Here is a 23,578-nt window from a genome sequence, read left to right on the forward strand (position 1 = left end):
CTGTACTCTCGTACTAACAGACCGGGGTTAACGCTTCCGACTTCGTTGAACGGTCGTTCAACCCCGGCGGTCGGGGGCAGACGGAAGCGCTTTCCCCGGCCGGGCGTTGGGGCAGCGTATGGCGTTGGTTCCGGAACGACTCCGGCCGTATCTGGCCGGCCTGCTGGGAACGGTCGCGACCGGGTTCGGGCAGTTCTACCTGCGGCGCTGGCTGCGCGGGTTCGGCTGGCTCGCGTTGGCGTTCGTCGTCACGGTCGCGTTCGTCCCCGACGGGACGCTGGCGGCGATGGGTGCCGGCGAGGCGATGGCGGACAGTTCGGAGCTGTTCCCCACGATGGCCGTCCAGTTCGCCGGCGCGTTCGACGCGTTCCTGCTCGCCTACCGGAACCGGGATCGGAACGACGACGCGTCGCCAGCCGACCGCGTGCCGGCGGACGTCGACGTGCCGGTCGTCTCCGAGGACGACCCGGACACGGTCAGCTGTCCCAACTGCGGGAAGGAGGTCGACGCCGACCTCGACTTCTGTCACTGGTGTACGACCGAGTTCACGTCGTCGGAGTCGGACTGAGGACCGACACCCCTATTCTCGCGGCTGAACACTCGTTCACCATGGGGGAGACACCACCGTTCCTGGCCGACCCCGAGACCACCCGGGAGTCGATCATGCGGGCGACGTATCTGGCGCTGTGTGAGCACGGTTACGCCGGGCTGACGATCCAGCGCATCGGCGAGGCCTTCGAGAAGAGCAAGTCGCTGCTGTACCACCACTACGACGACAAGGACGAACTGCTGCTCGCCTTCCTCCAGTTCATGCTCGAGGAACACGAGGCGTCGCTGCCCGAGACGGCCGACGGCGACGCGGTCGATCGCCTCGAGAGGATCCTCGACGGCGTCCTCCCGCCCTCGCTACCCGAGGAACACCGCGGGTTCACCGCCGCGATGGTCGAACTCCGGGCGCAGGCGGCCCACGACGAGCGCTACCGCGAGCAGTTCGCCGAGCACGACCGCGTGTTCCGCGACCAGCTCGCCGACATCGTCGAGGACGGCATCGAGTCCGGCGCCTTCCGCGAGGTCGATCCCGAACCCGTCGCGGAGTTCATCAGCACGACCGTCGCCGGCGCGATGACCCGCCGCGTGACCGGCGGCGACGACACGGCAGCGTCGGCCACCCGCGACGAGCTCGAGGCGTACGTCGACCGCGTGCTGCTGGCCGACGACTGAACGGGCCGTCGGCTCCGCGTCCGTCGCTCAGACCCCGAGCTCGTCGGCCAGTTCGTGGATCCCGTCGGCGGTCAGGTCCGGGTCGCCGGCGAACCCGTCCCACGGGTCGCCTTTCCGGTCGACCCACACGCCCTGCATCCCCGCGTGGCGCGCGCCGAGCACGTCGAACCAGCCCGCGGTGGCGTGGGCGATCTGGTCGATCGGCGTGCCGGTCCGGGCGGCGGCGTGGCGGTAGATCTCCGCGTCGGGCTTGAACGTCTCCACCTCGTCGGCGCTGATCGTGTCCGCGATCAGGTCGCCGATCCCGGCGTGTTCGACCATCGAGTCGAGCATCTCGGGGTTGCCGTTCGAGACGACGTACGTGTCGTAGCCGCCGTCGTGGAGGCGTTCGATCCCGTCGCGAACGTCGTCGAACACGTCGAGTTCGTGGTACACCGCGAGGATCTCGTCGCGTTCTTCGGTCGTCACGTCGGCGCCGTGCGCGTCGAGCGCGTACTGGAGCGCGTCGCGGTTCATCTCGTAGAACGGCTGGTAGGCGTCGACCGCGTTGGCGACGAACGTGTACGCAAGCGACCGCGAGCGCCACAGCCGCGACACCGGCTCGGGATCGGCCACCCGCTCCGCGAGCGCCCGCTCGGCGGCGTCGACGTCGACGAGCGTGCTGTAGGAGTCGAACGTGACGGTCGTGACACGGTCGGGGTCGAACGACATCTGCCCGTAGCTGGGGTCGGCGCGGCCATAGGGCTGCCGGCAGCGGCGAGTGCCGGACCGCCACAGACCGCACCACCCGCTCGGCGGTTCGCTCCGCTCACCGCCTCACGTTTCGAGGCGGTTTGCCGCCTCGTTCCACTCGGCGTTTTCCCGCCTCGCGCGGTAGTGTTCAGATAAGCTGGTTCCATGCGAAGGCGAACGCTTGAAACCAATTTTCGACGGTGTTTGGTTCGGCGTGACTGAAACAGTTTGAGAACTGGTTGGTTCGTCGTTTTAGTTCTCGGAAGACACGTTCGACGCTGTTCCGATTACCGTGTTTCTCGTATCTGTAATCGAGGCCGTGTCGATGGAGTGCAGCTTTCAACCAGGCTGCAGAATCGACGAGAAAGAGTGCGTCATCAACGAGATGTTTGTCGCGGAGTTCAGCGAGGAATATCTCGGTAATCGCTTGATTTCTCGTTGTAGAGAGCTTGACGTGCAGGAAGCGGTTCGTTGCAGGATCGACTGCCGCGTACAGCCAGAACCGTTCGTCGTTGAGTTGGATCACGGTTTCGTCAACCGCGACGTGATCCGGGTTCGCACCGTCGAGGGGCTGTAGATCGGCCTTCTGCACCCAGTTGTGAACGGTCGTGCGACACCGTTCGACACCCAACATATCGAGAACCGAGATGGTATCCGAAAGTGATAGTCCAGCCAGATGGAGCCGGATACCGAGCTTCATCGCGGGCTCGGGTGTCGCCTCTCGCTCCAGAAAATCTAACTCGAAGCAGTCGCTACCTCCGTTGAGGCGGGCGATTTCGAGCATGAACCACTCAAAGATCGTCCCGCCTCACTCTTCATCCTTATCTGAACACCGCCCCTCGCGCTACCCGAAGCTTTTTCTCTTTAGGTATCCCTAAACTCTACTAATGCCGACGAAGGAGCAGATCGAGGAGGTCGAGACCGGCGACCCACCAGCCGTGAACGCTCGCTATCTCTCCACTGAACGAACCGTGTTCACCGAGGAGGGGAACGAGGACGGCTGGATCTCGACGGATCTGACGGTCGATATCCGCCCCTAGAGGCTGTCGTCAGCGAGGTAGCGCTCGACGGTGTGGGCGTCCTGTTCGATGGTGAGTAGTCCCTCTTCCAGCTCTTCTGCGGTGCGCTCGTCGCCGACCTCGCGGGCGGTCTCGATCGCCTCGCGGAACGTCACCGCGAGCGTGGCGTAGCCGTCGAGGTCGCTCGAGAGCCCGTCGCGCAGCGCGTACACGTCGCCACCCTCGATCCGCATCGGCGCGTGCTCGCGGATACCCATCGGTCCGTTGACCGGGACGCCGCCCAGCGCGTGGACGCGGATCGCGAGCTCGTCGGTCAGATCGCTGAGCCGGTCGGCCTGTGCCTCCCACCGCTGTTCGATCTGCCGGGACTCCGCGCCTTCGACGGTCCAGTAGCGTTTGCGGAGCTGGTTGAACAGGATGTACAGCCCCGACAGGCAGCGGTTCACGTCCTCGATCACCGCGGCGGCCGCCTCGGGGTCGAGGCGGACCTCGTTGTCGCCGACGGTGCCCCACTCGCGGCGCAGTTCCTCGTCGGCCGGGCGGCGGAGATGGGGCGCACTCATGGCGCCACCTCCACGAGCGAGTCGTCCTCGACGAAGCGCTCGATCGTGTGGGCGTCGTCCTCGAGCGTCTCGAGGCGGTCCTCCAGCAGTTCGCGGCTCGCCTCGTCGCCGATATCGGCGGCGGTGTCGATCGCCTCCCGGAAACTCACCGCGAGCGTCGCGTACGCGTCCAGATCACCCTCGAGCGAGGCACGCAGGCTGTACAGATGCTCGGCTTCGAGGTGGACGGGCGCGTACTCCTGGATCTCCGGCGGCGTGCTGACCGGGACGCCGCCGATCTCCGTGATACGGTTGGCGACCCCGTCGTCGATCTCGCGGAGGCGCTGGTAGGCGTCGCCGAGGAACTCGGCGACCTCGCCGGACTCGGCGCCCTCGGCGCTCCAGTAGTGTTTCCGCACGAGATAGAAGAGGTTGAACGTCCCCGCGTGGACGGCGTTCAGCGCCTCCACCATCTCGGCGGCCTCCTCGAGGTCGATCCGGACCGCGTTCTCGTCGATCGACCCCTGTTCCTGTCGGACGGTCCCGTCCGGCAGGTCGCGGACGAGCCGTCCGCGTTTGGGTTCGGACACGGGTTACTCCTGGACGAGCGTGTCGTTCTCGAGGTAGTGGTCGATGTGGTGGGCGTCGTCCTCCAGATCCTCCAGCACCTCGCGGAGGAGTTCGGCCGTCGCGTAGTCGCCGAGGTCGGTGGCGAGGCCGATATGCTCGCGCACGTTCTCGATCACGTCGCCGTAGCTGTCGAGGTCGGCCTCGAGCGAGTCGCGGATGGCGTACACGTCCTCGCCCTCGAACTCGACGTAGGCGTGCTCCTCCTGTGCGGCCGGGCCCGAGACGGGCACGCCGCCCAGCGCCTGCGCCCGCTCGGCGATGCTGTCGGCGTGGTCCTCGAGCGTCTCCGCGGCGTCGCCGAGGAAGTCGTGCAGGTCGCCGGACTCGGCGCCCTCGACGTTCCAGTGGTGTTTGCGGACCTGGTGGTAGAGCACGTACGTCGACGCCAGGTCGCGGTTGAGCGCGTCGACGATCTGTTCTGCTTTCTCGGTGTCGATGCGGACGGCGTTCTCCTCGACCGTGTCGGCTCGCTGTCGGGCGGTCTTCTGAGTACTCATAGCTATCCGTAGTTATGACCGGGAGACGTATAAATCTTGCAGCCGGTATCGCCCGATATCGAGGGTTTAGACCGGCCAAAACCACCGTTTTTTCGTTTTTGCATTTGGCGGTGAACGGGGCGTTCAGGGTCGCTGTGGCCAGCGCTCGGGACGGTGAATGTCGCCCGGAACACTAACTGCCAGCCTCATCCCGGGGCTGCGTGCCGCGTCGGCTGGCTAACCCTCGTGCCGGGCGGCCGGGTACGCCCCGGCGGGCGGTCGCTCTCGCGACGCATGTACCGCGCCTGGGTTCGCCACTCGGTCATCGCTCCCGGACGGGAGTACTCGGGTGGGGACTGAAGGCGCGGAGTGGAGTTACTCGACGCAGCCGCATAAAGGGAGCGTCGGCCCAACTGGGAGCGGCGAGGACGGCTAGTCCTCGACCCGCTCCCTCGTCTCAGTCGTCGACCGTCTCCGAAACGTCCTGTGGTGCGTCGGCGACGATCGGCTCGACGCCCTTCCGACCCGCGTCGAACTCGGAGAGCGCGTAGACCAGCACGACGAGCAGGACGACGCCGACGGCTAGCAACAGGAACGGGGTGATCCGGGTGACTCCCCACACGAGCAGCAGGACGACGGCGACGACCGCGACCGTGAGCGCGTAGTACAGCTGCGTGCGGACGTGGTCGATGAGGTCGGCGCCCGTGAACGTCGCGGAGAGCACCGTCGTGTCCGAGATCGGGGAGCTGTGGTCGCCGAAGATGGCGCCGGAGAAGATCACGCCGACCATCGCCGCGATGATCGTGTGGTCGCCGGTGAGGTTCCAGGCGACCGGGATCACGATCGGCGTCAGAATCCCCATCGTCCCCCAGGAGGTGCCCGTCGAGAACGCGATGAAGGCCGCGAGGATCAGCACCAGCGCCGGCAGGATCGCGATCGGGAACTGGTCGCCGACGATCCCGGCGACGTACTCGCCGGTCCCGAGCGCGCTCACGACCTCGCCGATCCCCCACGCGAGCACGAGGATCGACACCGCGGTCAGCATCAGGCCGAACCCGTCGATCACCGTGTCGGTCGCCTCGCCCAGCGAGAGGATGCCGTACACCTTCCCGAGTACGAACCCCGTGACGACCATCGCGAAGGAGCCGTAGATGAGCGCCGAGGCGAAGTCGGCGTTGGTCACCATGTCCATCAGGCTCGCGCCGGGCGAGTAGCCGGTCCATAGCGCGCTCCCGATGGTGACGACGATGAGCACGGCGATCGGCCCGAAGAAGCTCACCAGTCGGGGGTTGTCCGCGCTCGGCTCGCCGAGGTCGGACTGGACGTCCTGCATCGGGCGGGCACCCTCACGGTTCACTTGCCCCGTGCGCCAGGAGCGGTGTTCGGCGTTCAGCATCTCGCCGTAGTCCCGACCCGAAAAGACGATGATCGCGACCATCACGACCGCGAGGATCGAGTACATGTTGAACGGGATCGAGTTGAGGAACACCTCGAACGCCGGCGGGTGGTCGGCGACGCCCGCGGCCTCGTACCCGTCGGTGATGAGCGAGAGCTGGAACGCGACCCACGAGGAGATGCCCAGCGTCGCCACCGGCGCCGCCGTCGAGTCGACGATGTACGACAGCTTCTCCCGGGAGATCCGGAGGTGGTCGGAGACGTCCTTCATCGCGGAGCCGACGATCGCCGTGTTGGCGTAGTCGTCGAAGAAGAGCACGACCCCGAGCGCCCACGCCACGATACCGGCCTGCCGCTGGTTGTCCAGTTTGGCGATCGCCCAGTCGCGGACCGCGTAGGAGCCCCCGAGGTTCCAGATCATCGCGACGCCGGACCCGAGCAGGAGAGTGAAGACGAGAATGCGGACGTGGAAATCCCCGGCAACCGCGGCGACGATCCACTCGAACGTCTGGACGACGCCGAGGCCCCCGGTGTAGATCACTGCCCCCGACCAGATGCCGAGGAACAGCGACAACACCGCCCGTCGCGTCAGGATGGCCAGCACGATCGCGAGTAGCGGGGGGAGTATCGACAGCGCACCGAACTCTGAAGGCATATTCGAACAGATAACTCTCGAAATCATATAAAACCCATCGGCAGTTCATCCCGGTAATGACGTTGTAACTCTCGCAGCCTCGACACGTCCCGACGGCGGGATCGAAATCGGTTCGTGACCGGTCCCCCTCCGGCTGTTCCGGCGGGAAACAGAACCGTCTTATGAGCGTGTCACAGAGTCACGTGCGATGACTGTTCGTGTCGGCCTCCTCGGCGCCACCGGCGCCGTGGGCCAACGGTTCGTCCAACTGCTCGAGGACCACCCGACGTTCGAGATCGCCGCGGTCACCGCCAGCCCCCAGAGCGCGGGCGAGTCCTACCGTGACGCCGCAAAGTGGCGTGTCGACACTCCCATCCCCGACCACGTCGCCGGGATGACTGTCCGCGAGACCGACCCCGACGCGCTGCCGGACGATCTGGACCTGCTGTTCTCCTCGCTGCCCTCCAGCGTCGGCGCCGAGGTCGAGCCCAAACTCTGCCGGGCGGGGTACGTGGTCTCCTCGAACTCCTCGAACGAGCGCATGGCCGAGGACGTCCCCCTGACGATCCCGGAGGTCAACGCCGACCACCTCGACCTGATCGAGACCCAGCGCGAGCAGCGCGGCTGGGACGGCGCGCTCGTGAAAAACCCCAACTGCTCGACAATCACCATGACGCCGACCCTCGCCGCACTGGACGAGTTCGGGCTCTCGCGGGTCCACGTCGCCACGCTGCAGGCCGTCTCCGGCGCGGGCTACTCCGGCGTCACGTCGATGGAGATCATCGACAACGTCCTCCCCCACATCGGCGGCGAGGAGGCGAAGATGGAGTCCGAGTCACGGAAGCTGCTCGGGAGCGTCGAGGACGGCGAGCTCTCGCTGCACGACGTCGAGGTCTCGGCCTCCTGCAACCGCGTCCCGTCGCTCGACGGCCACCTGGAGAACGTGTTCGCCGAACTCGACGCGGACCCGACCGCCGAAGCGGTCCACGAGGCGCTGGAGAGTCTCTCACCCGTGGATCTCCCGTCGGCGCCCGAGCAGCCGATCCACGTGTTCGCCGACCCCGACCGCCCGCAGCCGCGGCTCGATCGGATGCGCGGGAAGGGGATGCAGATCTCGGCGGGCGGGCTGCGCGAGACGGCCGAGGGGATCCAGTACAACTGCCTCGCGCACAACACGATCCGCGGCGCCGCCGGCGCGTCGGTGCTCAACGGCGAGCTGCTGGTCAAAGAAGGCTGGATATAGTCGGTTAGACGACGCGGTTCTCGATCTCGCCGCCGTCCTCCAGCGCCTCGTAGTTCCGCGCCACGATGTCGGCCAGTCGCTCGAAGTACTCCGGCGAGTGGCCGGCGTTGTGTGGCGTGATGCGGACGTTGTCGAACCCCCAGAGCGCGTGGTCGCTGGGGAGCGGTTCGGGGTCGGTCACGTCGAGAAAGGCCGCGCCGATGTCGTTCCCCCGAAGCGCCCGCACCAGCGCGTCCGTGTCGACGACGCCGCCGCGGGCGACGTTGACGAGGTGGGCGTGCGGCGGGAGCGTCTTGAACGCCTCGTCGTCGAACAGGCTCCGGGTCGCGTCCGTCAGCGGGCAGGCGAGCACGACCGAGTCCGTGCGGGCGAGCGCGTCGTGGATCTCGTCGAAGCCGAGCATCTCGTCGGTCGGCCCGCCTTTCTCGGGGCTGTAGCGCACGCCGATCGTGTCGACGCCGAACGGCTCCAGTCGCTCGACGACCGCCTGGCCGATCGCGCCCATCCCGACGACGGTCACCGTCGAGCCGTGGAGCTCGCGGCTGCCGAACGACTGCCAGACGCGCTCGGCCTGCTGGCGGGCCGCCCGGGGGAAGTCCCGCGCCAGCGAGATCAGCGCGCCGATCACGTACTCCGAGATGTTCGGCCCGTGGACGCCGGAGGCGTTGGTGACGGCGACGCCGGCCTCCTCCAGCGCGTTCATCGGGAGGTGGCCCGTCCCGGCGAACGAACACGCGAACAGTTCCAGGTTCTCGGCGCTGTCTAGCATCTCGGGGTCGATGGTGAACCCCGCGGCGACGCGAACGTCCTCGATCAGTTCCCGCTCCTGTTCGGGCGTCTCACCGACGACGATCTCGGCGTCGGGCAGTCGCTCGCGCATCGCGGCGGCGTACTCGTCGACGGACAGCCCGTGGATCTTCTGCCGCAACAGGAGGATATCCGGATCGCTCATACCCGTAGGTCAGGCCGGGGGCGAAAAGAGTGTACCCTTCTCGCCCGGGTCGCGAAACTGGCCGGGGCCAGTCGGTATTTAGGGGTTCTCCACGAACCGCCACCGATGCTCCCCGGGGACACGCGCCAGCGGCTGCTCGTCGCCGTCGCCGCAGCCACGCGGTTCGGGGCGGGCATCCTGCTCGGCACGGGGTTGGCGTTCTACCTCGGCGAGAACGACGCCTCGGCGCTGGTCGTCGGGCTGGTCACCACCGCGTACTTCCTCGGGATGACCGTCTTCTCGCCGTTCTGGGGCGCCGTCGCCGACGTGACGGGTCGCCGCCGCGCGGTGCTGGTGGCGACCGGGCTCGGGGCGACGCTCGCGCTCGGGCCGCTGTTCCTGTTCTCGGGCGTCTGGGTGCCGATCCTCTCCCGCGGGCTGTACGCGGTGTTCGCCGTCGGCTTCTCGCCGGTGATGCTCGCCATCGCCTCCGCACGCGGCGGCGACGAGGGGCGGGGGCGCTCGCTCGGCTTCTTCAACGCCGCGCGGGCCACCGGCTTCACCGGCGGCCAGCTCGGGGCCGGACTGCTGCTCGGCCTGCTCGTGCCCGAAGGCGTCTACTCGATCATCGTCGCCGCCAGCCTCGCGTCGGCGCTGGTGGTGGTGTTCCTCGACGACAGCGTGGCCCCACAGCCCGACAGCCAGCCGACGGTCGGCGAACTGCTCGCGGAGGTCCGCCGGCGGCTGCTCCCGGCGGTCGACGACCGCGACCACCTCCGGCGGAACGGGCTCTGGATGCTCTACCTCGCGCTGGGGTTCCGGAACGCCACCGTCATCGGGCTGATGGGGCTGATGCCGGTGTACCTCCCCGGGACGCTGGGGCTCTCGGAGTTCGCGATGGGCGTCCTGCTGGCGATCAACCCTGCGGGCCAGACCGTGTTCATGCTGCTGTTCGGCCGGGTCGCCGACGCGTGGGGGCGGAAACCGCTCGTCGTCGTCGGCATGGCCGGCTCGGGGCTGTTCGCGCTGGTGGCTGCCGCAGCGACGCTGGTCTCGGGCCCGCTGCGACTCGCCGTCGCCGGGCTCTCGTTCGTCGTCGTCGGCGCCGCCTACTCCGCGATGACGACGGGCGCGCTGGCGTTCATCGGTGACGTGGCGCCCGACGAGCGCGAATCCGAACTCATGGGGCTGCGTTCGACGGCGAAAGGCGTCGGCGGCGTCGTCGGCCCGGTCGCCATCGGCGGCCTCGCCAGCCTCGTCGGCTACCCGACCGCGTTTGCCGTCGGCTCCTCGTTGGCGTTTCTCGCGGCCGGGCTCGCGGGGTGGAAGCTGATCGAGAGCCGTGAGGGCGTCGTGTTGCCGGGGCAGGAGCCGGTCGTGGGGGACGACTGATCTCGCCGGCAAGAAGAGCCGGCGAGGGCGACTGATCCGTCCGGCACGCGGTCAAGCGGCCAAACACTCAATCCCCTGCCGGCCGACGGTTCGAGCATGAGCCACGAGGCCACCGTCCGCCGCTACTACGAGCTGGTCGACGCCGCCGAGTACGACGCGCTGGTCGAACTGTTCACCGAGGACGTCGTCTACGAGCGACCCGGGCAGTCGACGATCGAAGGGCGGGAGGCACTGCGGACGTTCTACGAGGAAGGTCGCCCGCTCTCGAACGGCGAGCACGAACTGCACGCGGTCGTTTCCGACAGCGCGGAGCAACGCTCCGCGGGCAATCGGACGCAGTCCGATGACGGGGACACCGTCGCAGTCCGCGGGACGTTCCGCGGGGAACAGGACAGCGAATCGGTCGAACTCGGGTTCGCGGACTTCCACGAGTTCGAGGACGGGGCGATCGCACGCCGCTACACGTACACGGATCGAGATACGGTCTGACGACGAGCCACACTGAGTCCCCGCGCTATCGATGCTCGTCGATCCACGCACACCACGCGTGGAAATCGTCGGCACCACACTGATCGGCGATGCTCTGGAGGGTCCCAGTTCGAACCCGATCGTGGAGCGGCACCGTGACGGTGCGTGTCTCGCCCGTGTCCGGGTTCGTGTACTTCAGAATCGCGTGATCCCCACGGGTTCGGTCGTGACGGTAGCCGAACTTCTGGAGGACCTTCACGATCTCCCGGCCGGAGAAATCCCGCGAGACCATTCAGCTCTCGAACCAGGGGGCGTCGGGCTCCGGCGCCGACGTCCCGGCGTCCTCCGCCTCCGCGGTCGCCGAGAGCGCCTCGTCGAGGTTCTCGAGGGCCTCCTCGCGGGTTTCACCCTGACTGGCTACACCCGTCCCCTCGTCGACCGCGGACCACCACCCGTCGTCTTCCTCGATCAGGCGGATCTCTCGACCGGTGCTCATGAACGGATGTAGTGCGCTCTCCGGGATAAACCTTCACCGGGTTCGGACCGAAAACGCCGTCGTTAGACCACCGGCGGCGCGGTCCGGTCCTCGACCACCGGAATCGCGTTCGCCGGCACGTCGTCGAACCACCGCACTTCGAGCACCTCCTCCCCCTCCTCCAGCCGGTTCGGATAGACTCCCGCCTCCCCGCCCACGGCGTCGGCGGTGAAGAACAACTCCAGCAGATACCCGCGGCGCTGGGGCTGCTCGCGGTGGACGAACCGCTTCCGGACCGCACGCCAGACGCTCGATACCTCGCAGTCGACGCCCGTCTCCTCCCGGACCTCGCGGCGGGCGGTCTCGGGGAACGTCTCGCCCGGTTCGTGGCCGCCGCCGGGGAGCACCCAGGTCTCGGGGTCGCGGTCGTCACGGATCAGGAGGAGTCGCCCGTCGTCGTCGGTCACGCGGGCGCCGGCCGCGCCACGACCCCCAGACTCGAACATCTCGACGCCGTGTTCGAAGAACTCGGGGTCGTTGAGCCGAGTGGCGTCGACGACCGGGAACTGGCCGTACCGCTCGCGGAGTCGGTCGATCCGGTCGTCGATCGCACGGCGAGTACGGAGCGATATTGGGGGGACCATCGACCGTGACGATCAGGGCTCGGTGACGCCCTCGTCGGTGACCAGCGTGTCCACCAGCTCCGTCGGCGTCGCGTCGTAGGCGGGGTTCTCGATCTCGACGCCCTCGACGGGTTCGCGCATCACCTCGCTCCCCGGGCGGAACTCGTTCTCGAACCGGAACTCGTCGATCACCTTCGCCGAGGAGCCGACGACCGTCACGGGGACGTTCTCCCGTGCGGCGACGGCGACGATGGGGTAGGTACCGATCCGGTTGTACAGCGTCCCCTCGACGATGCAGTCCATCCCGACGACGACGCGGTCGATCTCGTTCATGACGTAGCCGGCGGCGCTGTCGACCAGCAGGTGGGGCTCGACGCGATCGATCCCCGCGAGCCTGCGGGCGGTCTTGCGCCCGAGGTAGCGCGGCCGGGCCTCGGTGACGTAGGCGGTGAGGTGGGTGCCGTCCGCGCAGGCGGTCTCGACCGCCTCGAGCACGGTCGAGGAGTAGTCGTGGGTCAGGATCGTCTCGCCGTCCGCGAACGTGTCGGCGGCGTGGGCAGCCGCGCGGTGTTTCCCGGATTCGACGCGCTCGACGGCGTCCTCGATAGCCTGTTCGAGCAACGCCTTCGCTTCCTCGGGGGTGTCGGCCTCGCCGACGACGCGATCCACGATACCGCGCATCGCGGTGTGGAGCGAGGCGTGGGAGGGGTTCGCGCGCCGGAGCGCGCCGGCGTTGTGCTCGAGATCGCGGTCGAACGCGTCCGCGGAGACGTACTCGCGGTCGAGCAGCTCCCGGAGCGCGGTGGCGGCTTTCACGGCGACCGCGGAGGAGGAGTGGCTCCGCATCTGCCGGATCTCGGCGACCGTCTCGTCGATCATGGTGGCGGCTGGGGCCGCTCGCCCGATAGGTGTTGCTACTCGACCGAGGAACGGGCGAAGGAAGCCCCGAGCGGGAAACTTATCTCCCTCACCCTTCCCACTTCGAACGATGACGGGTGACGGCGCCGATCGGACGCCGGGCGCGGCCATCGACCCCCCGTCGTGGTTCAGCTCGGGCGCGGCGGTCTCAGACCCCGGGATCGACGAGCAGTTCGAACGGGAGTGGCCCGACTGCTGGGAGCGTGCCGGCGACCTGCTCGACTGGGAGCGGCCGTACGAGACGGCGTTCCGCGGCGGCGACACCCCGCCGTTCGAGTGGTTCCCCGGCGGCCGGCTCAACGCCTCCGTCAACTGTCTCGACCGCCACCTCCCCGAGCGCAAGAACCAGCGCGCGCTCGTCTGGGAGGGCCAGCTCGACGGGGGACGGAGCTACACCTACCTCGAACTGTACCGCGAGGTGAACGCGCTGGCGGCGGGGCTGCGCGACCTCGGCGTCGAGGAGGGCGACGTGGTGACGATCTACCTCCCGATGGTGCCGGAGCTGCCGGCGGCGATGCTCGCCTGCGCCCGCCTCGGCGCGGTCCACAACGTCGTCTTCGCCGGGTTCTCCGCGGACGCGCTCGCGGAACGGATGGAACGGGCCGACTCGGGGTTCCTCGTGACCTGCGACGGCTACTACCGCCGCGGCGACGCCATCGCCCAGAAGAACAAGGCCGACAACGCCCGCCTCGCGGTCGACCGCGACGTGGACGTGGTCGTGCTCGACCACCTCGGCCAGGGTGTCCACCTCGGCGAGGGGTACCACGACTACTGCGAGCTGATCGACGCCCACGAGGGCGCCGAGGTCGAGTCAGTGGCCCGGGACGCCGCCGACCCGCTGTTCCGGATCTACACCTCCGGCACGACCGGCGAGCCGCGAGGGGTGACCCACACGACCGGCGGCTACCTCGCCCACGTCGCGTGGACGGCCCAGTCGGTGCTCGACATCCGGCCCGAGGACACCCACTGGTGTGCCGCCGACATCGGCTGGATCACGGGCCACTCCTACGTCGTCTACGGGCCGCTGGCCTTGGGAACGACGACGGTGCTGTCGGCAGGCACGGCCGACCACCCAGAACGCGATCGGCTCTGGAAGCTGATCGACCGCCACGCTGTCGACGTGTTCTACACGGCCCCGACCGCGATCCGGGCGTTCATGAAGTGGGGTGCTGAGCATCCCGAACGCCACGATCTCTCCAGCCTCCGCCTGCTGGGGACGGTCGGCGAACCGATCGACGAGCGCGCGTGGCACTGGTACCGCGACCACATCGGCGGCGGCGAGTGCCCGATCGTCGACACCTGGTGGCAGACCGAGACGGGCGCGATCCTCGTCTCGACGCTGCCCGGCGTCGACGCGATGAAGCCCGGTGCCGCCGGCAAACCACTACCCGGGATCGAGGCCGAGGTCGTCGGCCCCACCGGCGAGCCGATCGACCCCGGCGAGCGCGGCGAACTCGTCATCACCCGGCCGTGGCCGGGGATGCCGACGGCGTTGGCCGACGGTACCGACTGGGGCGAGCGCGCGACCACCGAGCGCGACGGCTGGCGCTACTACCCGGAGGACGCCGCGACGATCGACGACGAGGGGTACGTGACGTTCCTCGGGCGCACCGACGAGGCGGTCAACGTCGCCGGCCGGCGGTTCAGCACGATGGAACTGGAGTCGACGATCGTCGGCGTCCCCGGCGTCGCGGAGGCGGCGGTCGTCGGCGCCGACCACGAGACGACGGGAACCGCGATCTACGCCTACGTCGCGCCGGAACACGGCGCCGAGGAGGCCGACCTCCGGGAGCGCGTCCGCGACGCGGTCGAGGACGCCGTCGGCTCGGTGGCGGTCCCCGAGGCCGTCGTGTTCACCCCCGACCTCCCCAAGACGCGCTCGGGGAAGATCATGCGCCGCCTGCTGGAGGACGTGGCCAACGACGAGGACCTCGGTGACACGTCCGCGCTGCGCAACCCCGAGATCGTCGGCGAACTCCAGTCGCGGACGCCGAACTGATTTCGGGGGAAGTTTTCTGACGAAACCGATATTCGGCCGTCCCACTGCGTTCGACTTCCGTTCTCTGTCAAGCCCGTAGCAGAACGGTGCGTTTATTTCGCTCCGAAGAACAGACCGAAACCGTGTCACTACCCCCCGCGTCGTACGACCGTCTCCGGCGTGCGACCCGGACCCACCGCGAGGAGCTCGTCGTCAGGCTGGCCGGCGAAGCCGGGCTCCGGCCGGTCGAGCAGGCGCGGCTCCGGCCCGAGGACGTACTCGAACACGAGGGGACCCAGCTCGTTGCAGTCCACAGCGAGTCGACGGCCGCCGCGCGCGAGGCGGGCGAGTCGCCGGCGCCGGCCCGGGAGACGGTGCTGCCCGACGGCGTCGCCCACGACCTGCGGCAGTACGCGGCGAGCAACGGGATCGCGGACGACGAGCCGCTGTTCTCCGTCTCCCCCCGCCGGCTGGCGATGCTGATCCGGGAGGTGTCCGACCGCGTCGACGGCGTCGACGCAACTGCGCCGGACCTGCGCGACTTCTTCGCCGCCGACCTGCTCGACGACGGCGTTCCCCCCCACATCGTCGCCGAGGCGGGCGGGTGGGAACGGCTCGACAGCCTCGCGCCGCTGCTGCCCGAGGCCGATCGCGACGCGCTGGTCCAGGCGGTCGAGGAGCGCAGTCAGGGGTCCAACGGCGTCTCGGGGCTGGCTCGCCCCGTGCTGGCCGTCGCGCGCGAACTCCCCCACACGCTGTACGACGCCGAGGACCGCGACGAGGTCGCGGCGACCGTCTGTGACCGACTGGCCGACGCCGAGGCGGTCCGGTTCGCGTGGCTCGCGGAACGGACGGACGAGACCGTAACGCTCCGCCACGTCGCCGGCGTGCCGGAACGGACGGTTCGGGACCACCTCGACGACAACCGCGAGGCGATGGAGGACGTCGCCGCCGAGGGGTCTGCCCGCGAGCTTCCGGGCCCGGACGGGGCGATCGTCGTCGCCCACGTCCCGGGCGGCGACGCAGACGGCGCGCTGTTGGCCGTGGGGACGAGCAAGTCGGTCGACGACGCCGCGACGGACGCGGTCGCCGCCGTCGCCGGACAGACCGCCCACGCGCTGGCGGCCGTGCAGCGCAAGCGGCTGCTGCTCTCGGACTCGGCGGTCGAACTCGAGTTCCGGTGTCCGGCCGCGGCGTCGACGCTCGCCGACCTCTCGACGGCACTGGACTGTCGGATCGAACTCTCCGGGATCGTGCCCGTCGACGGCGACGCGCTGCTGTTCTACGCCGCCGTCGAGGGGGCGGACGCCGAGCCGGTGCTCACACGGGTGGCCGCGACCGACGCCGTCGACGACGCCCGGCTGCTGGAGGGGTACGACGACGGCGCGGCGATCGAACTGGTGCTGACCGCCACACCCGTCCGCCCGCTGGTCGAACATGGGGGACGAGTCCGGTCGCTCGCGGCGAGCGACGGCGTGACGACGCTCACGGCCGAACTCCCGGGCGACGCGGACGTGCGCGCGGCCGTCGACGCCGTGACCGACGCCCATCCCTCGGTGGGGCTAACCGCGAAACGGCAGGTGGATCGGCCGGTCGAGACCGACGCCGGGTTCCGGGAACGCCTGGGCGACCGGCTCTCGGAGCGCCAGACGACCGTGCTCCGGGCGGCCTACCACGCGGGCTACTTCGAGTGGCCTCGGGACACGACCGCCGAGGAGCTCGCCGACTCCGTCGGCGTCTCGGCGCCGACGCTGCACAACCACCTCCGCAACGCCGAGGGGAAGCTGCTCACCGCCTTCTTCGAGGACCCCCCTGCGCGGGACTGACGGACGCGTCGACCCCCCGCCGTGTGCTGAAATCCGCCGTGGTTTGGGATAATTAGCTCCCCCGTTTATGTGAGGGGAAGGCGGATCATCGGCGATAGATCATGGGAGATCAAGACGCCGAACTGGAAGCGCGGCTCGAAGGGCAGGACGTGTTCGAGCCGCCGGAATCGTTCGTCGAGCAGGCGAACGTCTCGGACCCGGAGATCTACGATGAGTTCGAGGAGAACTGGCCCGAGTGTTGGCAGGCAGCGGCCGACATGCTCGACTGGGAGTCGGAGTACGACACCGTACTCGACGACTCGAACCCGCCGTTTTACGAGTGGTTCACGGGCGGGGAGCTGAACGCCTCCGCGAACTGTCTCGATCGACACCTCGACGAGCGCGGCGACGAGGCCGCCATCGAGTGGGTCGGTGAGCCGACCGCGGAGGCCAACCGGACGTACACGTACGAGGAGCTCCACCGCGAGGTGAACGAGTTCGCGGCCGCACTCCGGGAGATGGGCGTCGGCGAGGGCGACGTGGTGACGATGTACATGCCGATGATCCCGGAGCTCCCGATCGCGATGCTGGCCTGTGCCCGCATCGGCGCGCCGCACTCGGTCGTGTTCGCGGGGTTCTCTGCGGACGCGCTCGCGACGCGGATGAACGCCGCCGACTCCGAGTATCTCGTGACTGCCGACGGCTACTACCGCCGTGGCGACCCGCTCGACCACCTCGAGAAGGCTAACGAGGGGCTCGGCGGCGTCGACCACGAGGTGTCGGACACCGTCGTCGTAGGCCGACTCGCGGCCAACGGCGACGACCACGGCCACGACCTGACCGAGTCCCAGCACGACTACGACGACCTGATCGCCGCCCACGAGGGTGCGGAGGTCGAGCCGGTCGCCCGCGACGCGGAGGACATGCTGTTCCTGATGTACACCTCCGGTACCACGGGCGAGCCGAAGGGGGTGAAACACACGACGGGCGGCTATCTCGCCTGGTCCGCGTGGACCTCCCAGGCCGTGTTGGACGTCAAGCCCGAGGACACGTACTTCTGCTCGGCCGACATCGGCTGGATCACCGGCCACTCCTACATCGTCTACGGCCCGCTCGCGCTCGGCACGACGACGATGATGTACGAGGGGACGCCGGACCACCCCGAGCGTGATCGGCTCTGGGAGATCATCGAGGAGTACGAGGCGACCCAACTGTACACCGCGCCCACCGCCATTCGCGCGTTCATGAAGTGGGGCGAGGAGTTCCCCAACAGTCACGACCTCTCCAGTCTGCGTCTCCTAGGGACCGTGGGCGAACCGATCAACCCCCGGGCCTGGAAGTGGTACTACAAACACATCGGGAACGAGGAGTGTCCCGTCGTGGACACCTGGTGGCAGACCGAGACGGGCGGGATGATGGTCACCACGTTGCCGGGGATCAAGGACATGAAGCCCGGCTCCGCGGGGCCGGCGCTGCCGGGCGTCGACGCCGAGATTCTCGATACCAACGGCGATGAGATCGAGGCCGGCCGCGCGGGCTACCTGACGATCCAGAAGCCGTGGCCGGGGATGCTGCGCACGCTGTACCAGAACGACGAGCGGTTCATCGACGAGTACTGGCGAGAGTACTCCGACACGGATTCGGACGACCCGGAGGACTGGGTGTACTTCCCCGAGGACGGCGCGAAGATCGACGAGGACGACTACATCACCGTGCTCGGGCGAGTGGACGACGTGCTCAACGTCTCGGGCCACCGCCTCGGAACGATGGAGATCGAGAGCGCGATCGTCAGCGTCGAGGGGGTCGCCGAGGCGGCCGTCGTCGGCGGCGACCACGAGGTGAAAGGTGAGGCAGTGTACGCCTACGTGATCACCGAGGACGGCTACGAGGGCGACGACGAACTCCGCGACGCCATCGTCCAGAGCGTCGAGGACGCCATCGGCCCGATCGCTCGCCCCGAACAGGTGATCTTCACCCCCGAACTCCCCAAAACGCGCTCGGGCAAGATCATGCGCCGCCTGCTCGAAGACATCGCCAACGGCGACGAACTCGGGGATACGTCAACACTGCGCAACCCCGAGATCGTCGAGGAGATCCGCGACAGCGTCCAGGGCTGACCACCGCGTATCGTTTTTTCAGACCACAACCGACCACGCCGACACACGCCACGATCTATGACACAGAATCCCTCACACGAACCGGACGACTCGGACGACGACCTCGCCACAGATGGTGGGGTTGCCGAACAGGAGGAAGACGTCGATTATCTCGACACCGAGATCAACATCCTCAACCCGAACACGCCGTTCATGCGGGACCACCTGAAGCAGGTGTGGGCCGGCTTCATCGCGTGGACGATCCTCACGTGGGGGCCGGTGACGGCGACGTTCCTCGCGCCGGGGCTGATGACCCAGGAGATCCCGATCATCCAGTTCCCGGCCCACTACTTCACCGTCGCTTTCGTCGCCCCCACGAGTTCGCTCGTCCTCGCGTTCATCTACACCCGACGGCGCGACCGACTCGACGAGAAGTACGGGATCGACCACTCGACACCCGCCGGGAGCGAGGCCTCGCCGCCCGAGGAGGGCGCCGCCGTCTCCGACGGGGGTGAGGCGGAATGAGTCTCGACGCCGCGAGCGCGGCCGTCCTCCAGTCGAGCGAACTGCTGCCGGAGGCGCTGAACATCTCGTTCAAGCCGATCCCGGCGGTGCTGGTGATCGCGATGCTCGCGCTGTTCCTCGTCGTCGGCTACCTGTTCAAGGTCGCCGACACCGAGGGGATGTGGGTCGCGGGGCGCTCGATCGGCAACATCGAGAACGGGATGGCGATCGGCGCCAACTGGATGTCCGCCGCCTCGTTCCTCGGGTTGGCGGGACTGGTCGCCCTCTCGGGGTTCTACGGGCTGGCGTTCATCATCGGCTGGACGGCCGGCTACTTCGTGCTGCTCATCTTCCTCGCCGCCCAGATGCGGCGGTTCGGGAAGTACACCGCGCCGGACTTCGTCGGCGACCGCTTCAACTCCGACACCGCCCGCGCGCTGGGCGCGCTGACGACCATCCTGATCGGTTTCGTCTACTCGGTCGGGCAGGCCCGCGGGATGGGACTCGTGGGGCTGTACGTGTTCGGCACCGACTACGTGACGATGGTGCTGATCATGATGGCGATCACGGTCGCCTACCTCACCCTCTCGGGGATGATGGGCGCGACCAAGAACATGGCCGTCCAGTACGTCATCCTCATCGTCGCGTTCCTCGCGGCGGTGTACGTCGTCGGCTTCACCGGCGGCTACTCGACGGTCCTCCCGCAGATCGAGTACGGCGCGCTGATCAACGACCTCAACAGCGAGTTCTCCGAACCGTTCGCGAACTCCTCCTTTTTCCTCTGGATCGCGACCGCGTTCTCGCTGGTGTTCGGGACCTGTGGCTTGCCACACGTCCTCGTGCGGTTCTACACCGTCGAGAACGAGAAAGTCGCCCGCCAGTCGACGGTGTGGGGGCTCTTTTTCATCATGATCCTCTACTGGGGCGCGCCCGCGCTGGCGGCCTTTGGCGTCGACCTGTACGACGCCTCCCAGTACGGCCCGACGTACGCCGCCGACGGCGGGATGAGCGGCGGCGAGGGTGACCTGATCGTCGTGCTGGCCGCCCAGCTGTCGAACCTCCCGACGTGGTTCGTCGGCCTGGTCGCCGCCGGCGGGATCGCCGCCGCCATCGCGACGACTGCGGGGCTGTTCATCACCGCCTCCTCGGCCGTCAGCCACGACATCTACACCAACATCATCAACCCCGACGCCACCCAGCGCGAGCAGGTGCTCGTCGGCCGGGCGACGATCGTCGTCCTCGGCGCCATCGTCAGCGCGACCGCGCTCGACCCGCCCGCGCTGGTGGGCGAGCTGGTCGCGCTGGCGTTCTCGCTCGCGGCGATCGTGCTGTTCCCGATGTTCTTCCTCGGGCTCTGGTGGGAGAACACCAACCGCGAGGGCGCGCTCGCGGGCATGAGCGTCGGCCTGCTGATCTGGGTCGCCGCCGTGGTGAACGACCTGATCGTGCCGTTCAGCGAGCTGTACGGCCAGGTGTTCCCGGCGATCGGCGCCGCGCTCGTGGGCACGCCGATCGTGTTCGCGATCACCATCGTCGTCTCCAAGCTCACCGAGGAGCCACCCGAGGAGACCAAACGCATGGTCCGCCAGTGTCACAGTCCCGAACCGATGTCCCGACAGGAGAGCGCCGAAGACGTCGCGACCGACGGGGGCGAGACCCCCGCGGACGACTGATCCATGTACGACGACATCCTCGTGCCGACCGACGGAAGCGACACCGCCGAGGCCGCCGTGGACCGCGCGGTCGACCTCGCCGCGAAGTACGACGCGACCGTCCACGCGCTGTACGTCATCGACGTGGACGCGGTGAACTACTCGCTTGGCACCGAGCAGGTCGACCGCATCCGGCAGGGCCACCTCGACGACATGCCCGAGGTGAAGCAGGCGGCGAACGAGGCGACGAGCTACGTCGCCGACGCCGCCGCGGCCGCGGGCGTCCCCGCCGAGGAGCACGTCCGCGCCGGCCAGCCCGCGCTGGCCATCCGGAAAGCCATCGACGGACTCGGTGCCGACATCGTGGTGATGGGGAGCCACGGCCGCTCGGGTATCTCGCGGGCGCTGCTGGGCAGCGTCGCCGAGAAGGTGCTCCGGAAGACGAGGATCCCCGTGCTCGTGGTCGACGCACGAGGGGAGGAGTGATCCGCGAGCGGCGCTGAGCCGCGCCGCCCCACCGGCGCCGAAACGCACGTATCGTTCGGCCGCCTAGGCGGGGCATGGGCTACCCCGTCACCTACTACTGCCCGCGCTGTGGCGCCGTCCACGAACTCGAGCGCGAGGGGTATCTCGCCGACAAGACCGTCACCGCCTACCCGCTCGAGGGATGGAGCTACGTCGACCCCGACGAGCCGTTCGAGGACGAGGACGACGTCGACGGCGTCCGGATCGTCTGCGGTGCGGACGATGAACTGTTACTGACGGGCGAGGAACTGCCAGACGCCGCGGAGGCGCCCGACGCGGGCTGTGGCGAGCCGTTCTACCTCTCGTTCGTCCGGTTCGAGGCGGGCGAGGAGGTTCAGCCCGAGCGCGGCGACGACAGCGTCACCATCGGCGTCGGGCCGCGGCGACCCCGTGGGCCGGAGGGGCCTGGCGGGCCGGGCGACTAGTTCGCGTCGGCCCGGATGATTAGCGTACGTCGGCCAGTGCGTCGAGGAACGCGTCGACTCGGTCGGCGTAGGAGTCGATCCCACGGTCGACGGTCGCCGCGTCGGTGAAGTCGAGCGTCGGCTGGAACGCCTCGTTCGAGCGGACGCTCCGGCCGCGGGCGAGCATCTCGCGGTAGCGTTCCGGCGTGAGGTCACCCTCGCGGAGCGCCCGCACCAGCGCGAGCGCGCCGACCGAGCCGGTCGCGTAGAGGTAGGCGTGGTACGGCTCGCGGGCGAGGTCGATCTCCTGCCAGCCGGCGCCGGCGTGCTCGCCGAGTTCCACGGGGGCTTTGAACTCGCCGAGCAGGTCGCGGTGGCGCTCGTCCAGCGCGTCCGGGCCGGGGTCGGCGCCGTCGGCGACGGCTTCGTGGAGGCCGTGGACGAACGTCGCCCCGCGGGCAGCCCGGTAGAGTGGGAGTTTGTCGAGGAACACCGAACGCGCGTGGAGCGCGTCCGTACCGTCCCACGTCTCGGCGAGGTGATCCACCAGCAGCGTCTCGTGGGCGAACGACGCCACCTCGCCGGTGTGCTCGGGGACGCCCTGGTCGATCGGCTGCTGTGCGTCGGCCGCGAGTTCGCGGTTCATCGCGTGGCCGAGTTCGTGGGTGAACAGCAGCAGCGCCCGCAGGCTGCCGTCGTAGTTCAGCGCGAGGAACGGGCCCGTTCCGACGGCGGTGTTCTGGATCGCCTTCGGCCCGCGGCGCTTGTTCGCCGTCTCCCGGACGTCGACGCGGCGCTCGGCGAGAACCTCGGCCACGCAATCGACGTACGCCTCGCCTAGCGGGGCGAGCGAGTCGAGTACCAGCTCCGTCGCCCGTTCGTAGGGGACTTCGGGCGGCTCACCCGGCGGCAGCGGCGCGAGGAGGTCCCACTCCCGAAGCGTCTCGCCCTCGATAGCGTCGCGGCGGGCCGCGAGCAGGTCGTGGTGGGGGCCGAGCCGGTCGGCGACCCCCTCGATCACGGTCTCGTACGCCGCCGTCGGGTACGGGCCGCCGAGGCTCTGGTCGTCCCCGTTCAGCCGCCGCGCCAGCGCGGAGTCGTACCCCCTGGCATCGGCGCGACGACAGTCCGCACGGATCCGCTTGACGTACGCCGACGCCATCCCGCTGCGGTGGCGGCGCAGTGCCGCCCGGAAGCGCTCATGGGTGGCACGGCGGACCCCCCGATCACGGGAGCGCAGCAGCGCCGACTTCGCCGCCGGCGTCACGCGGCGCTCGCCGTCGTCGGTCTCGACGGTCGGCGGATCGACGTCGCCGTCGGCGATCGCCCGCCCGACATCGCTCCCGCCCTCCAGAGCCGGCGCAAGCGTCGCCAGCACCGACTCGGTTTCCTCCGTGAGCGCGTAGTCGGCGCTCGCGAGCAGTCGGTCGAGGTGAGTCTCGTGCCGGTCGAGTTCGGGCGTCGACGCGCGGATCGACTCGACACGCTCCCGGCCGGCCGCGGCGAGTTCGGGGACGAGAAACCCCATCGCCGACGCCATCTCCGCGGCCAGGTCGCGGTAGCGGACGAACCGCTCCCGGGCCGCGTCGTCGGTGGTGTCGACGTAGCTGGTGAGGAAGGCGTACTGGTGGAGCCGGCCCAGGCGGCCCACCGCCAACTCCTCGACGAGATCCAGCAGTTCGGCCAGCGTCTCGCCGCTCTCGACGACGTGACCCTCGTAGGCGCACAGGTCGTCGAGGCGGTCCTCGAACGTCTCGGCGGCGGCCGCCCAGTCGGCCGGCGAGTCGAACACGAGCGACGGGTCCCACTTCTCGTCGTCCGGGACCTCCTCGCGTGTCGGCAGGGACATTGCTCTGGCTGTCGGGGCGGTGGACGAAAAGTGTTCGCTGAAACGAGTAGCAGTCAGAAAGGTGAC

25 protein-coding genes are annotated in these 23,578 nt (G+C 68.8%); 13 read left to right on the plus strand and 12 right to left on the minus strand.

The genetic code is table 11. The annotated features are described in order from the left end of the window. Window positions 1-118 precede the first annotated feature (118 nt). The gene (locus B4589_RS05680; protein WP_079233359.1) at window positions 119-568 is read left to right on the plus strand and encodes a hypothetical protein; all 450 of its coding nucleotides are present in this window, start codon (window positions 119-121) and stop codon (window positions 566-568) included. Between the two features lie 41 nt (window positions 569-609). Further along, window positions 610-1,221, plus strand: a complete 612-nt coding sequence (locus B4589_RS05685) for a TetR/AcrR family transcriptional regulator (RefSeq protein ID WP_079233360.1) — start codon at window positions 610-612, stop codon at window positions 1,219-1,221. Between the two features lie 27 nt (window positions 1,222-1,248). Here B4589_RS05685 and B4589_RS05690 read toward each other — a convergent pair whose 3' ends face one another. After that, on the minus strand, window positions 1,249-1,932 hold the full coding sequence (locus tag B4589_RS05690; RefSeq protein ID WP_079233361.1) for a haloacid dehalogenase type II: 684 nt from the start codon (window positions 1,930-1,932) through the stop codon (window positions 1,249-1,251). Between the two features lie 169 nt (window positions 1,933-2,101). Further along, complete coding sequence (locus B4589_RS05695) at window positions 2,102-2,737, minus strand: IS6 family transposase (RefSeq protein WP_079233187.1); 636 nt, start codon at window positions 2,735-2,737, stop codon at window positions 2,102-2,104. Window positions 2,738-2,840: 103 nt separating this feature from the next. Between B4589_RS05695 and B4589_RS05700 the strand changes: the two genes are divergently transcribed. Continuing rightward, entirely contained in the window at window positions 2,841-2,993 is a 153-nt protein-coding gene (locus B4589_RS05700; RefSeq protein ID WP_158081145.1) for a hypothetical protein, read from the plus strand. On the opposite strand, the gene B4589_RS05705 is transcribed toward B4589_RS05700, so the two are convergent. The 4 genes from B4589_RS05705 to B4589_RS05720 all read right to left on the minus strand — a co-directional run bounded on the left by B4589_RS05705 (window position 2,990) and on the right by B4589_RS05720 (window position 6,670). Then, the gene (locus tag B4589_RS05705; protein ID WP_079233362.1) at window positions 2,990-3,535 is read right to left on the minus strand and encodes a ferritin-like domain-containing protein; all 546 of its coding nucleotides are present in this window, start codon (window positions 3,533-3,535) and stop codon (window positions 2,990-2,992) included. The genes B4589_RS05700 and B4589_RS05705 overlap by 4 nt on opposite strands. Continuing rightward, window positions 3,532-4,104, minus strand: coding sequence for a DNA starvation/stationary phase protection protein DpsA (gene dpsA, locus B4589_RS05710; protein ID WP_079233363.1), 573 nt, complete (start codon window positions 4,102-4,104; stop codon window positions 3,532-3,534). Before dpsA (B4589_RS05710) ends, B4589_RS05705 begins: the two co-directional genes overlap by 4 nt. Window positions 4,105-4,107: 3 nt before the next feature. Further along, window positions 4,108-4,641, minus strand: coding sequence for a DNA starvation/stationary phase protection protein DpsA (dpsA, locus tag B4589_RS05715; protein ID WP_079233364.1), 534 nt, complete (start codon window positions 4,639-4,641; stop codon window positions 4,108-4,110). Window positions 4,642-5,077: 436 nt separating this feature from the next. Next, window positions 5,078-6,670 (minus strand): Na+/H+ antiporter NhaC family protein, encoded by a 1,593-nt coding sequence (locus B4589_RS05720; protein ID WP_079233365.1) that lies wholly within the window; start codon window positions 6,668-6,670, stop codon window positions 5,078-5,080. Between the two features lie 187 nt (window positions 6,671-6,857). Between B4589_RS05720 and asd the strand changes: the two genes are divergently transcribed. Continuing rightward, complete coding sequence (gene asd / locus B4589_RS05725) at window positions 6,858-7,892, plus strand: aspartate-semialdehyde dehydrogenase (RefSeq protein WP_079233366.1); 1,035 nt, start codon at window positions 6,858-6,860, stop codon at window positions 7,890-7,892. A gap of 4 nt (window positions 7,893-7,896) precedes the next feature. On the opposite strand, the gene B4589_RS05730 is transcribed toward asd, so the two are convergent. Further along, on the minus strand, window positions 7,897-8,844 hold the full coding sequence (locus B4589_RS05730; protein WP_079233367.1) for a D-2-hydroxyacid dehydrogenase: 948 nt from the start codon (window positions 8,842-8,844) through the stop codon (window positions 7,897-7,899). 105 nt (window positions 8,845-8,949) lie between these two features. Between B4589_RS05730 and B4589_RS05735 the strand changes: the two genes are divergently transcribed. Together B4589_RS05735 and B4589_RS05740 are read left to right on the plus strand one after the other, a co-directional pair. Then, on the plus strand, window positions 8,950-10,215 hold the full coding sequence (locus B4589_RS05735) for an MFS transporter (RefSeq protein ID WP_079233368.1): 1,266 nt from the start codon (window positions 8,950-8,952) through the stop codon (window positions 10,213-10,215). A gap of 96 nt (window positions 10,216-10,311) precedes the next feature. Beyond that, on the plus strand, window positions 10,312-10,704 hold the full coding sequence (locus B4589_RS05740) for a nuclear transport factor 2 family protein (protein ID WP_079233369.1): 393 nt from the start codon (window positions 10,312-10,314) through the stop codon (window positions 10,702-10,704). Window positions 10,705-10,729: 25 nt separating this feature from the next. Here B4589_RS05740 and B4589_RS05745 read toward each other — a convergent pair whose 3' ends face one another. From B4589_RS05745 to B4589_RS05760, 4 genes are all read right to left on the minus strand, one after another. Beyond that, window positions 10,730-10,975, minus strand: coding sequence for a type II toxin-antitoxin system HicA family toxin (locus B4589_RS05745; RefSeq protein ID WP_079233370.1), 246 nt, complete (start codon window positions 10,973-10,975; stop codon window positions 10,730-10,732). Beyond that, window positions 10,976-11,179 (minus strand): type II toxin-antitoxin system HicB family antitoxin, encoded by a 204-nt coding sequence (locus B4589_RS05750; protein WP_079233371.1) that lies wholly within the window; start codon window positions 11,177-11,179, stop codon window positions 10,976-10,978. A 62-nt stretch (window positions 11,180-11,241) separates the two neighbouring features. After that, window positions 11,242-11,802 (minus strand): NUDIX hydrolase, encoded by a 561-nt coding sequence (locus tag B4589_RS05755; RefSeq protein ID WP_079233372.1) that lies wholly within the window; start codon window positions 11,800-11,802, stop codon window positions 11,242-11,244. A 12-nt stretch (window positions 11,803-11,814) separates the two neighbouring features. Further along, window positions 11,815-12,660, minus strand: a complete 846-nt coding sequence (locus tag B4589_RS05760) for a translation initiation factor eIF-2B (RefSeq protein WP_079233373.1) — start codon at window positions 12,658-12,660, stop codon at window positions 11,815-11,817. Between the two features lie 109 nt (window positions 12,661-12,769). Here B4589_RS05760 and B4589_RS05765 point away from each other — a divergent pair, with 109 nt between their 5' ends. From B4589_RS05765 to B4589_RS05795, 7 genes are all read left to right on the plus strand, one after another. Then, entirely contained in the window at window positions 12,770-14,698 is a 1,929-nt protein-coding gene (locus B4589_RS05765) for an acetate--CoA ligase (RefSeq protein WP_079233374.1), read from the plus strand. A gap of 122 nt (window positions 14,699-14,820) precedes the next feature. Continuing rightward, window positions 14,821-16,503 (plus strand): bacterio-opsin activator domain-containing protein, encoded by a 1,683-nt coding sequence (locus B4589_RS05770; protein WP_079233375.1) that lies wholly within the window; start codon window positions 14,821-14,823, stop codon window positions 16,501-16,503. 101 nt (window positions 16,504-16,604) lie between these two features. After that, window positions 16,605-18,599: an acetate--CoA ligase gene (gene acs / locus B4589_RS05775; RefSeq protein ID WP_079233376.1), complete on the plus strand. Its 1,995-nt coding sequence runs from the start codon at window positions 16,605-16,607 to the stop codon at window positions 18,597-18,599. Window positions 18,600-18,656: 57 nt separating this feature from the next. Beyond that, entirely contained in the window at window positions 18,657-19,103 is a 447-nt protein-coding gene (locus B4589_RS05780) for a DUF4212 domain-containing protein (protein WP_079233377.1), read from the plus strand. Continuing rightward, entirely contained in the window at window positions 19,100-20,755 is a 1,656-nt protein-coding gene (locus B4589_RS05785; RefSeq protein ID WP_079233378.1) for a VC_2705 family sodium/solute symporter, read from the plus strand. The genes B4589_RS05780 and B4589_RS05785 overlap by 4 nt, the downstream gene beginning before the upstream one ends. A 3-nt stretch (window positions 20,756-20,758) precedes the next feature. Next, window positions 20,759-21,220, plus strand: a complete 462-nt coding sequence (locus B4589_RS05790; protein ID WP_079233379.1) for a universal stress protein — start codon at window positions 20,759-20,761, stop codon at window positions 21,218-21,220. Between the two features lie 74 nt (window positions 21,221-21,294). Further along, a complete protein-coding gene (locus B4589_RS05795; protein WP_079233380.1) occupies window positions 21,295-21,684 on the plus strand; it encodes a hypothetical protein in 390 nt (129 codons plus the stop codon). A 19-nt stretch (window positions 21,685-21,703) separates the two neighbouring features. Here the strand turns inward: B4589_RS05795 and B4589_RS05800 are convergent, their stop codons facing one another. Next, window positions 21,704-23,512: a M3 family oligoendopeptidase gene (locus B4589_RS05800; RefSeq protein ID WP_079233381.1), complete on the minus strand. Its 1,809-nt coding sequence runs from the start codon at window positions 23,510-23,512 to the stop codon at window positions 21,704-21,706. Between the last annotated feature and the right edge of the window lie 66 nt (window positions 23,513-23,578).

Origin of the sequence: Halolamina sp. CBA1230 (assembly GCF_002025255.2) — an archaeon.
Classification (GTDB): Archaea; Halobacteriota; Halobacteria; order Halobacteriales; family Haloferacaceae; genus Halolamina.

Excerpts from the sequence above, each read along its gene's own strand:
- B4589_RS05765 (WP_079233374.1), top strand. The coding sequence starts at position 12,770 with ATGACGGGTGACGGCGCCGATCGGACGCCGGGCGCGGCCATCGACCCC.
- B4589_RS05690 (WP_079233361.1), bottom strand. The coding sequence starts at position 1,932 with ATGTCGTTCGACCCCGACCGTGTCACGACCGTCACGTTCGACTCCTAC.
- B4589_RS05760 (WP_079233373.1), bottom strand. The coding sequence starts at position 12,660 with ATGATCGACGAGACGGTCGCCGAGATCCGGCAGATGCGGAGCCACTCC.
- B4589_RS05740 (WP_079233369.1), top strand. The coding sequence starts at position 10,312 with ATGAGCCACGAGGCCACCGTCCGCCGCTACTACGAGCTGGTCGACGCC.
- B4589_RS05735 (WP_079233368.1), top strand. The coding sequence starts at position 8,950 with ATGCTCCCCGGGGACACGCGCCAGCGGCTGCTCGTCGCCGTCGCCGCA.
- B4589_RS05800 (WP_079233381.1), bottom strand. The coding sequence starts at position 23,512 with ATGTCCCTGCCGACACGCGAGGAGGTCCCGGACGACGAGAAGTGGGAC.
- B4589_RS05705 (WP_079233362.1), bottom strand. The coding sequence starts at position 3,535 with ATGAGTGCGCCCCATCTCCGCCGCCCGGCCGACGAGGAACTGCGCCGC.
- B4589_RS05785 (WP_079233378.1), top strand. The coding sequence starts at position 19,100 with ATGAGTCTCGACGCCGCGAGCGCGGCCGTCCTCCAGTCGAGCGAACTG.
- acs (WP_079233376.1), top strand. The coding sequence starts at position 16,605 with ATGGGAGATCAAGACGCCGAACTGGAAGCGCGGCTCGAAGGGCAGGAC.
- B4589_RS05745 (WP_079233370.1), bottom strand. The coding sequence starts at position 10,975 with ATGGTCTCGCGGGATTTCTCCGGCCGGGAGATCGTGAAGGTCCTCCAG.
- dpsA (WP_079233364.1), bottom strand. The coding sequence starts at position 4,641 with ATGAGTACTCAGAAGACCGCCCGACAGCGAGCCGACACGGTCGAGGAG.
- B4589_RS05720 (WP_079233365.1), bottom strand. The coding sequence starts at position 6,670 with ATGCCTTCAGAGTTCGGTGCGCTGTCGATACTCCCCCCGCTACTCGCG.
- asd (WP_079233366.1), top strand. The coding sequence starts at position 6,858 with ATGACTGTTCGTGTCGGCCTCCTCGGCGCCACCGGCGCCGTGGGCCAA.
- B4589_RS05680 (WP_079233359.1), top strand. The coding sequence starts at position 119 with ATGGCGTTGGTTCCGGAACGACTCCGGCCGTATCTGGCCGGCCTGCTG.
- B4589_RS05790 (WP_079233379.1), top strand. The coding sequence starts at position 20,759 with ATGTACGACGACATCCTCGTGCCGACCGACGGAAGCGACACCGCCGAG.
- B4589_RS05755 (WP_079233372.1), bottom strand. The coding sequence starts at position 11,802 with ATGGTCCCCCCAATATCGCTCCGTACTCGCCGTGCGATCGACGACCGG.
- B4589_RS05750 (WP_079233371.1), bottom strand. The coding sequence starts at position 11,179 with ATGAGCACCGGTCGAGAGATCCGCCTGATCGAGGAAGACGACGGGTGG.
- B4589_RS05700 (WP_158081145.1), top strand. The coding sequence starts at position 2,841 with ATGCCGACGAAGGAGCAGATCGAGGAGGTCGAGACCGGCGACCCACCA.
- B4589_RS05795 (WP_079233380.1), top strand. The coding sequence starts at position 21,295 with ATGGGCTACCCCGTCACCTACTACTGCCCGCGCTGTGGCGCCGTCCAC.
- B4589_RS05685 (WP_079233360.1), top strand. The coding sequence starts at position 610 with ATGGGGGAGACACCACCGTTCCTGGCCGACCCCGAGACCACCCGGGAG.
- B4589_RS05780 (WP_079233377.1), top strand. The coding sequence starts at position 18,657 with ATGACACAGAATCCCTCACACGAACCGGACGACTCGGACGACGACCTC.
- B4589_RS05695 (WP_079233187.1), bottom strand. The coding sequence starts at position 2,737 with ATGCTCGAAATCGCCCGCCTCAACGGAGGTAGCGACTGCTTCGAGTTA.
- B4589_RS05730 (WP_079233367.1), bottom strand. The coding sequence starts at position 8,844 with ATGAGCGATCCGGATATCCTCCTGTTGCGGCAGAAGATCCACGGGCTG.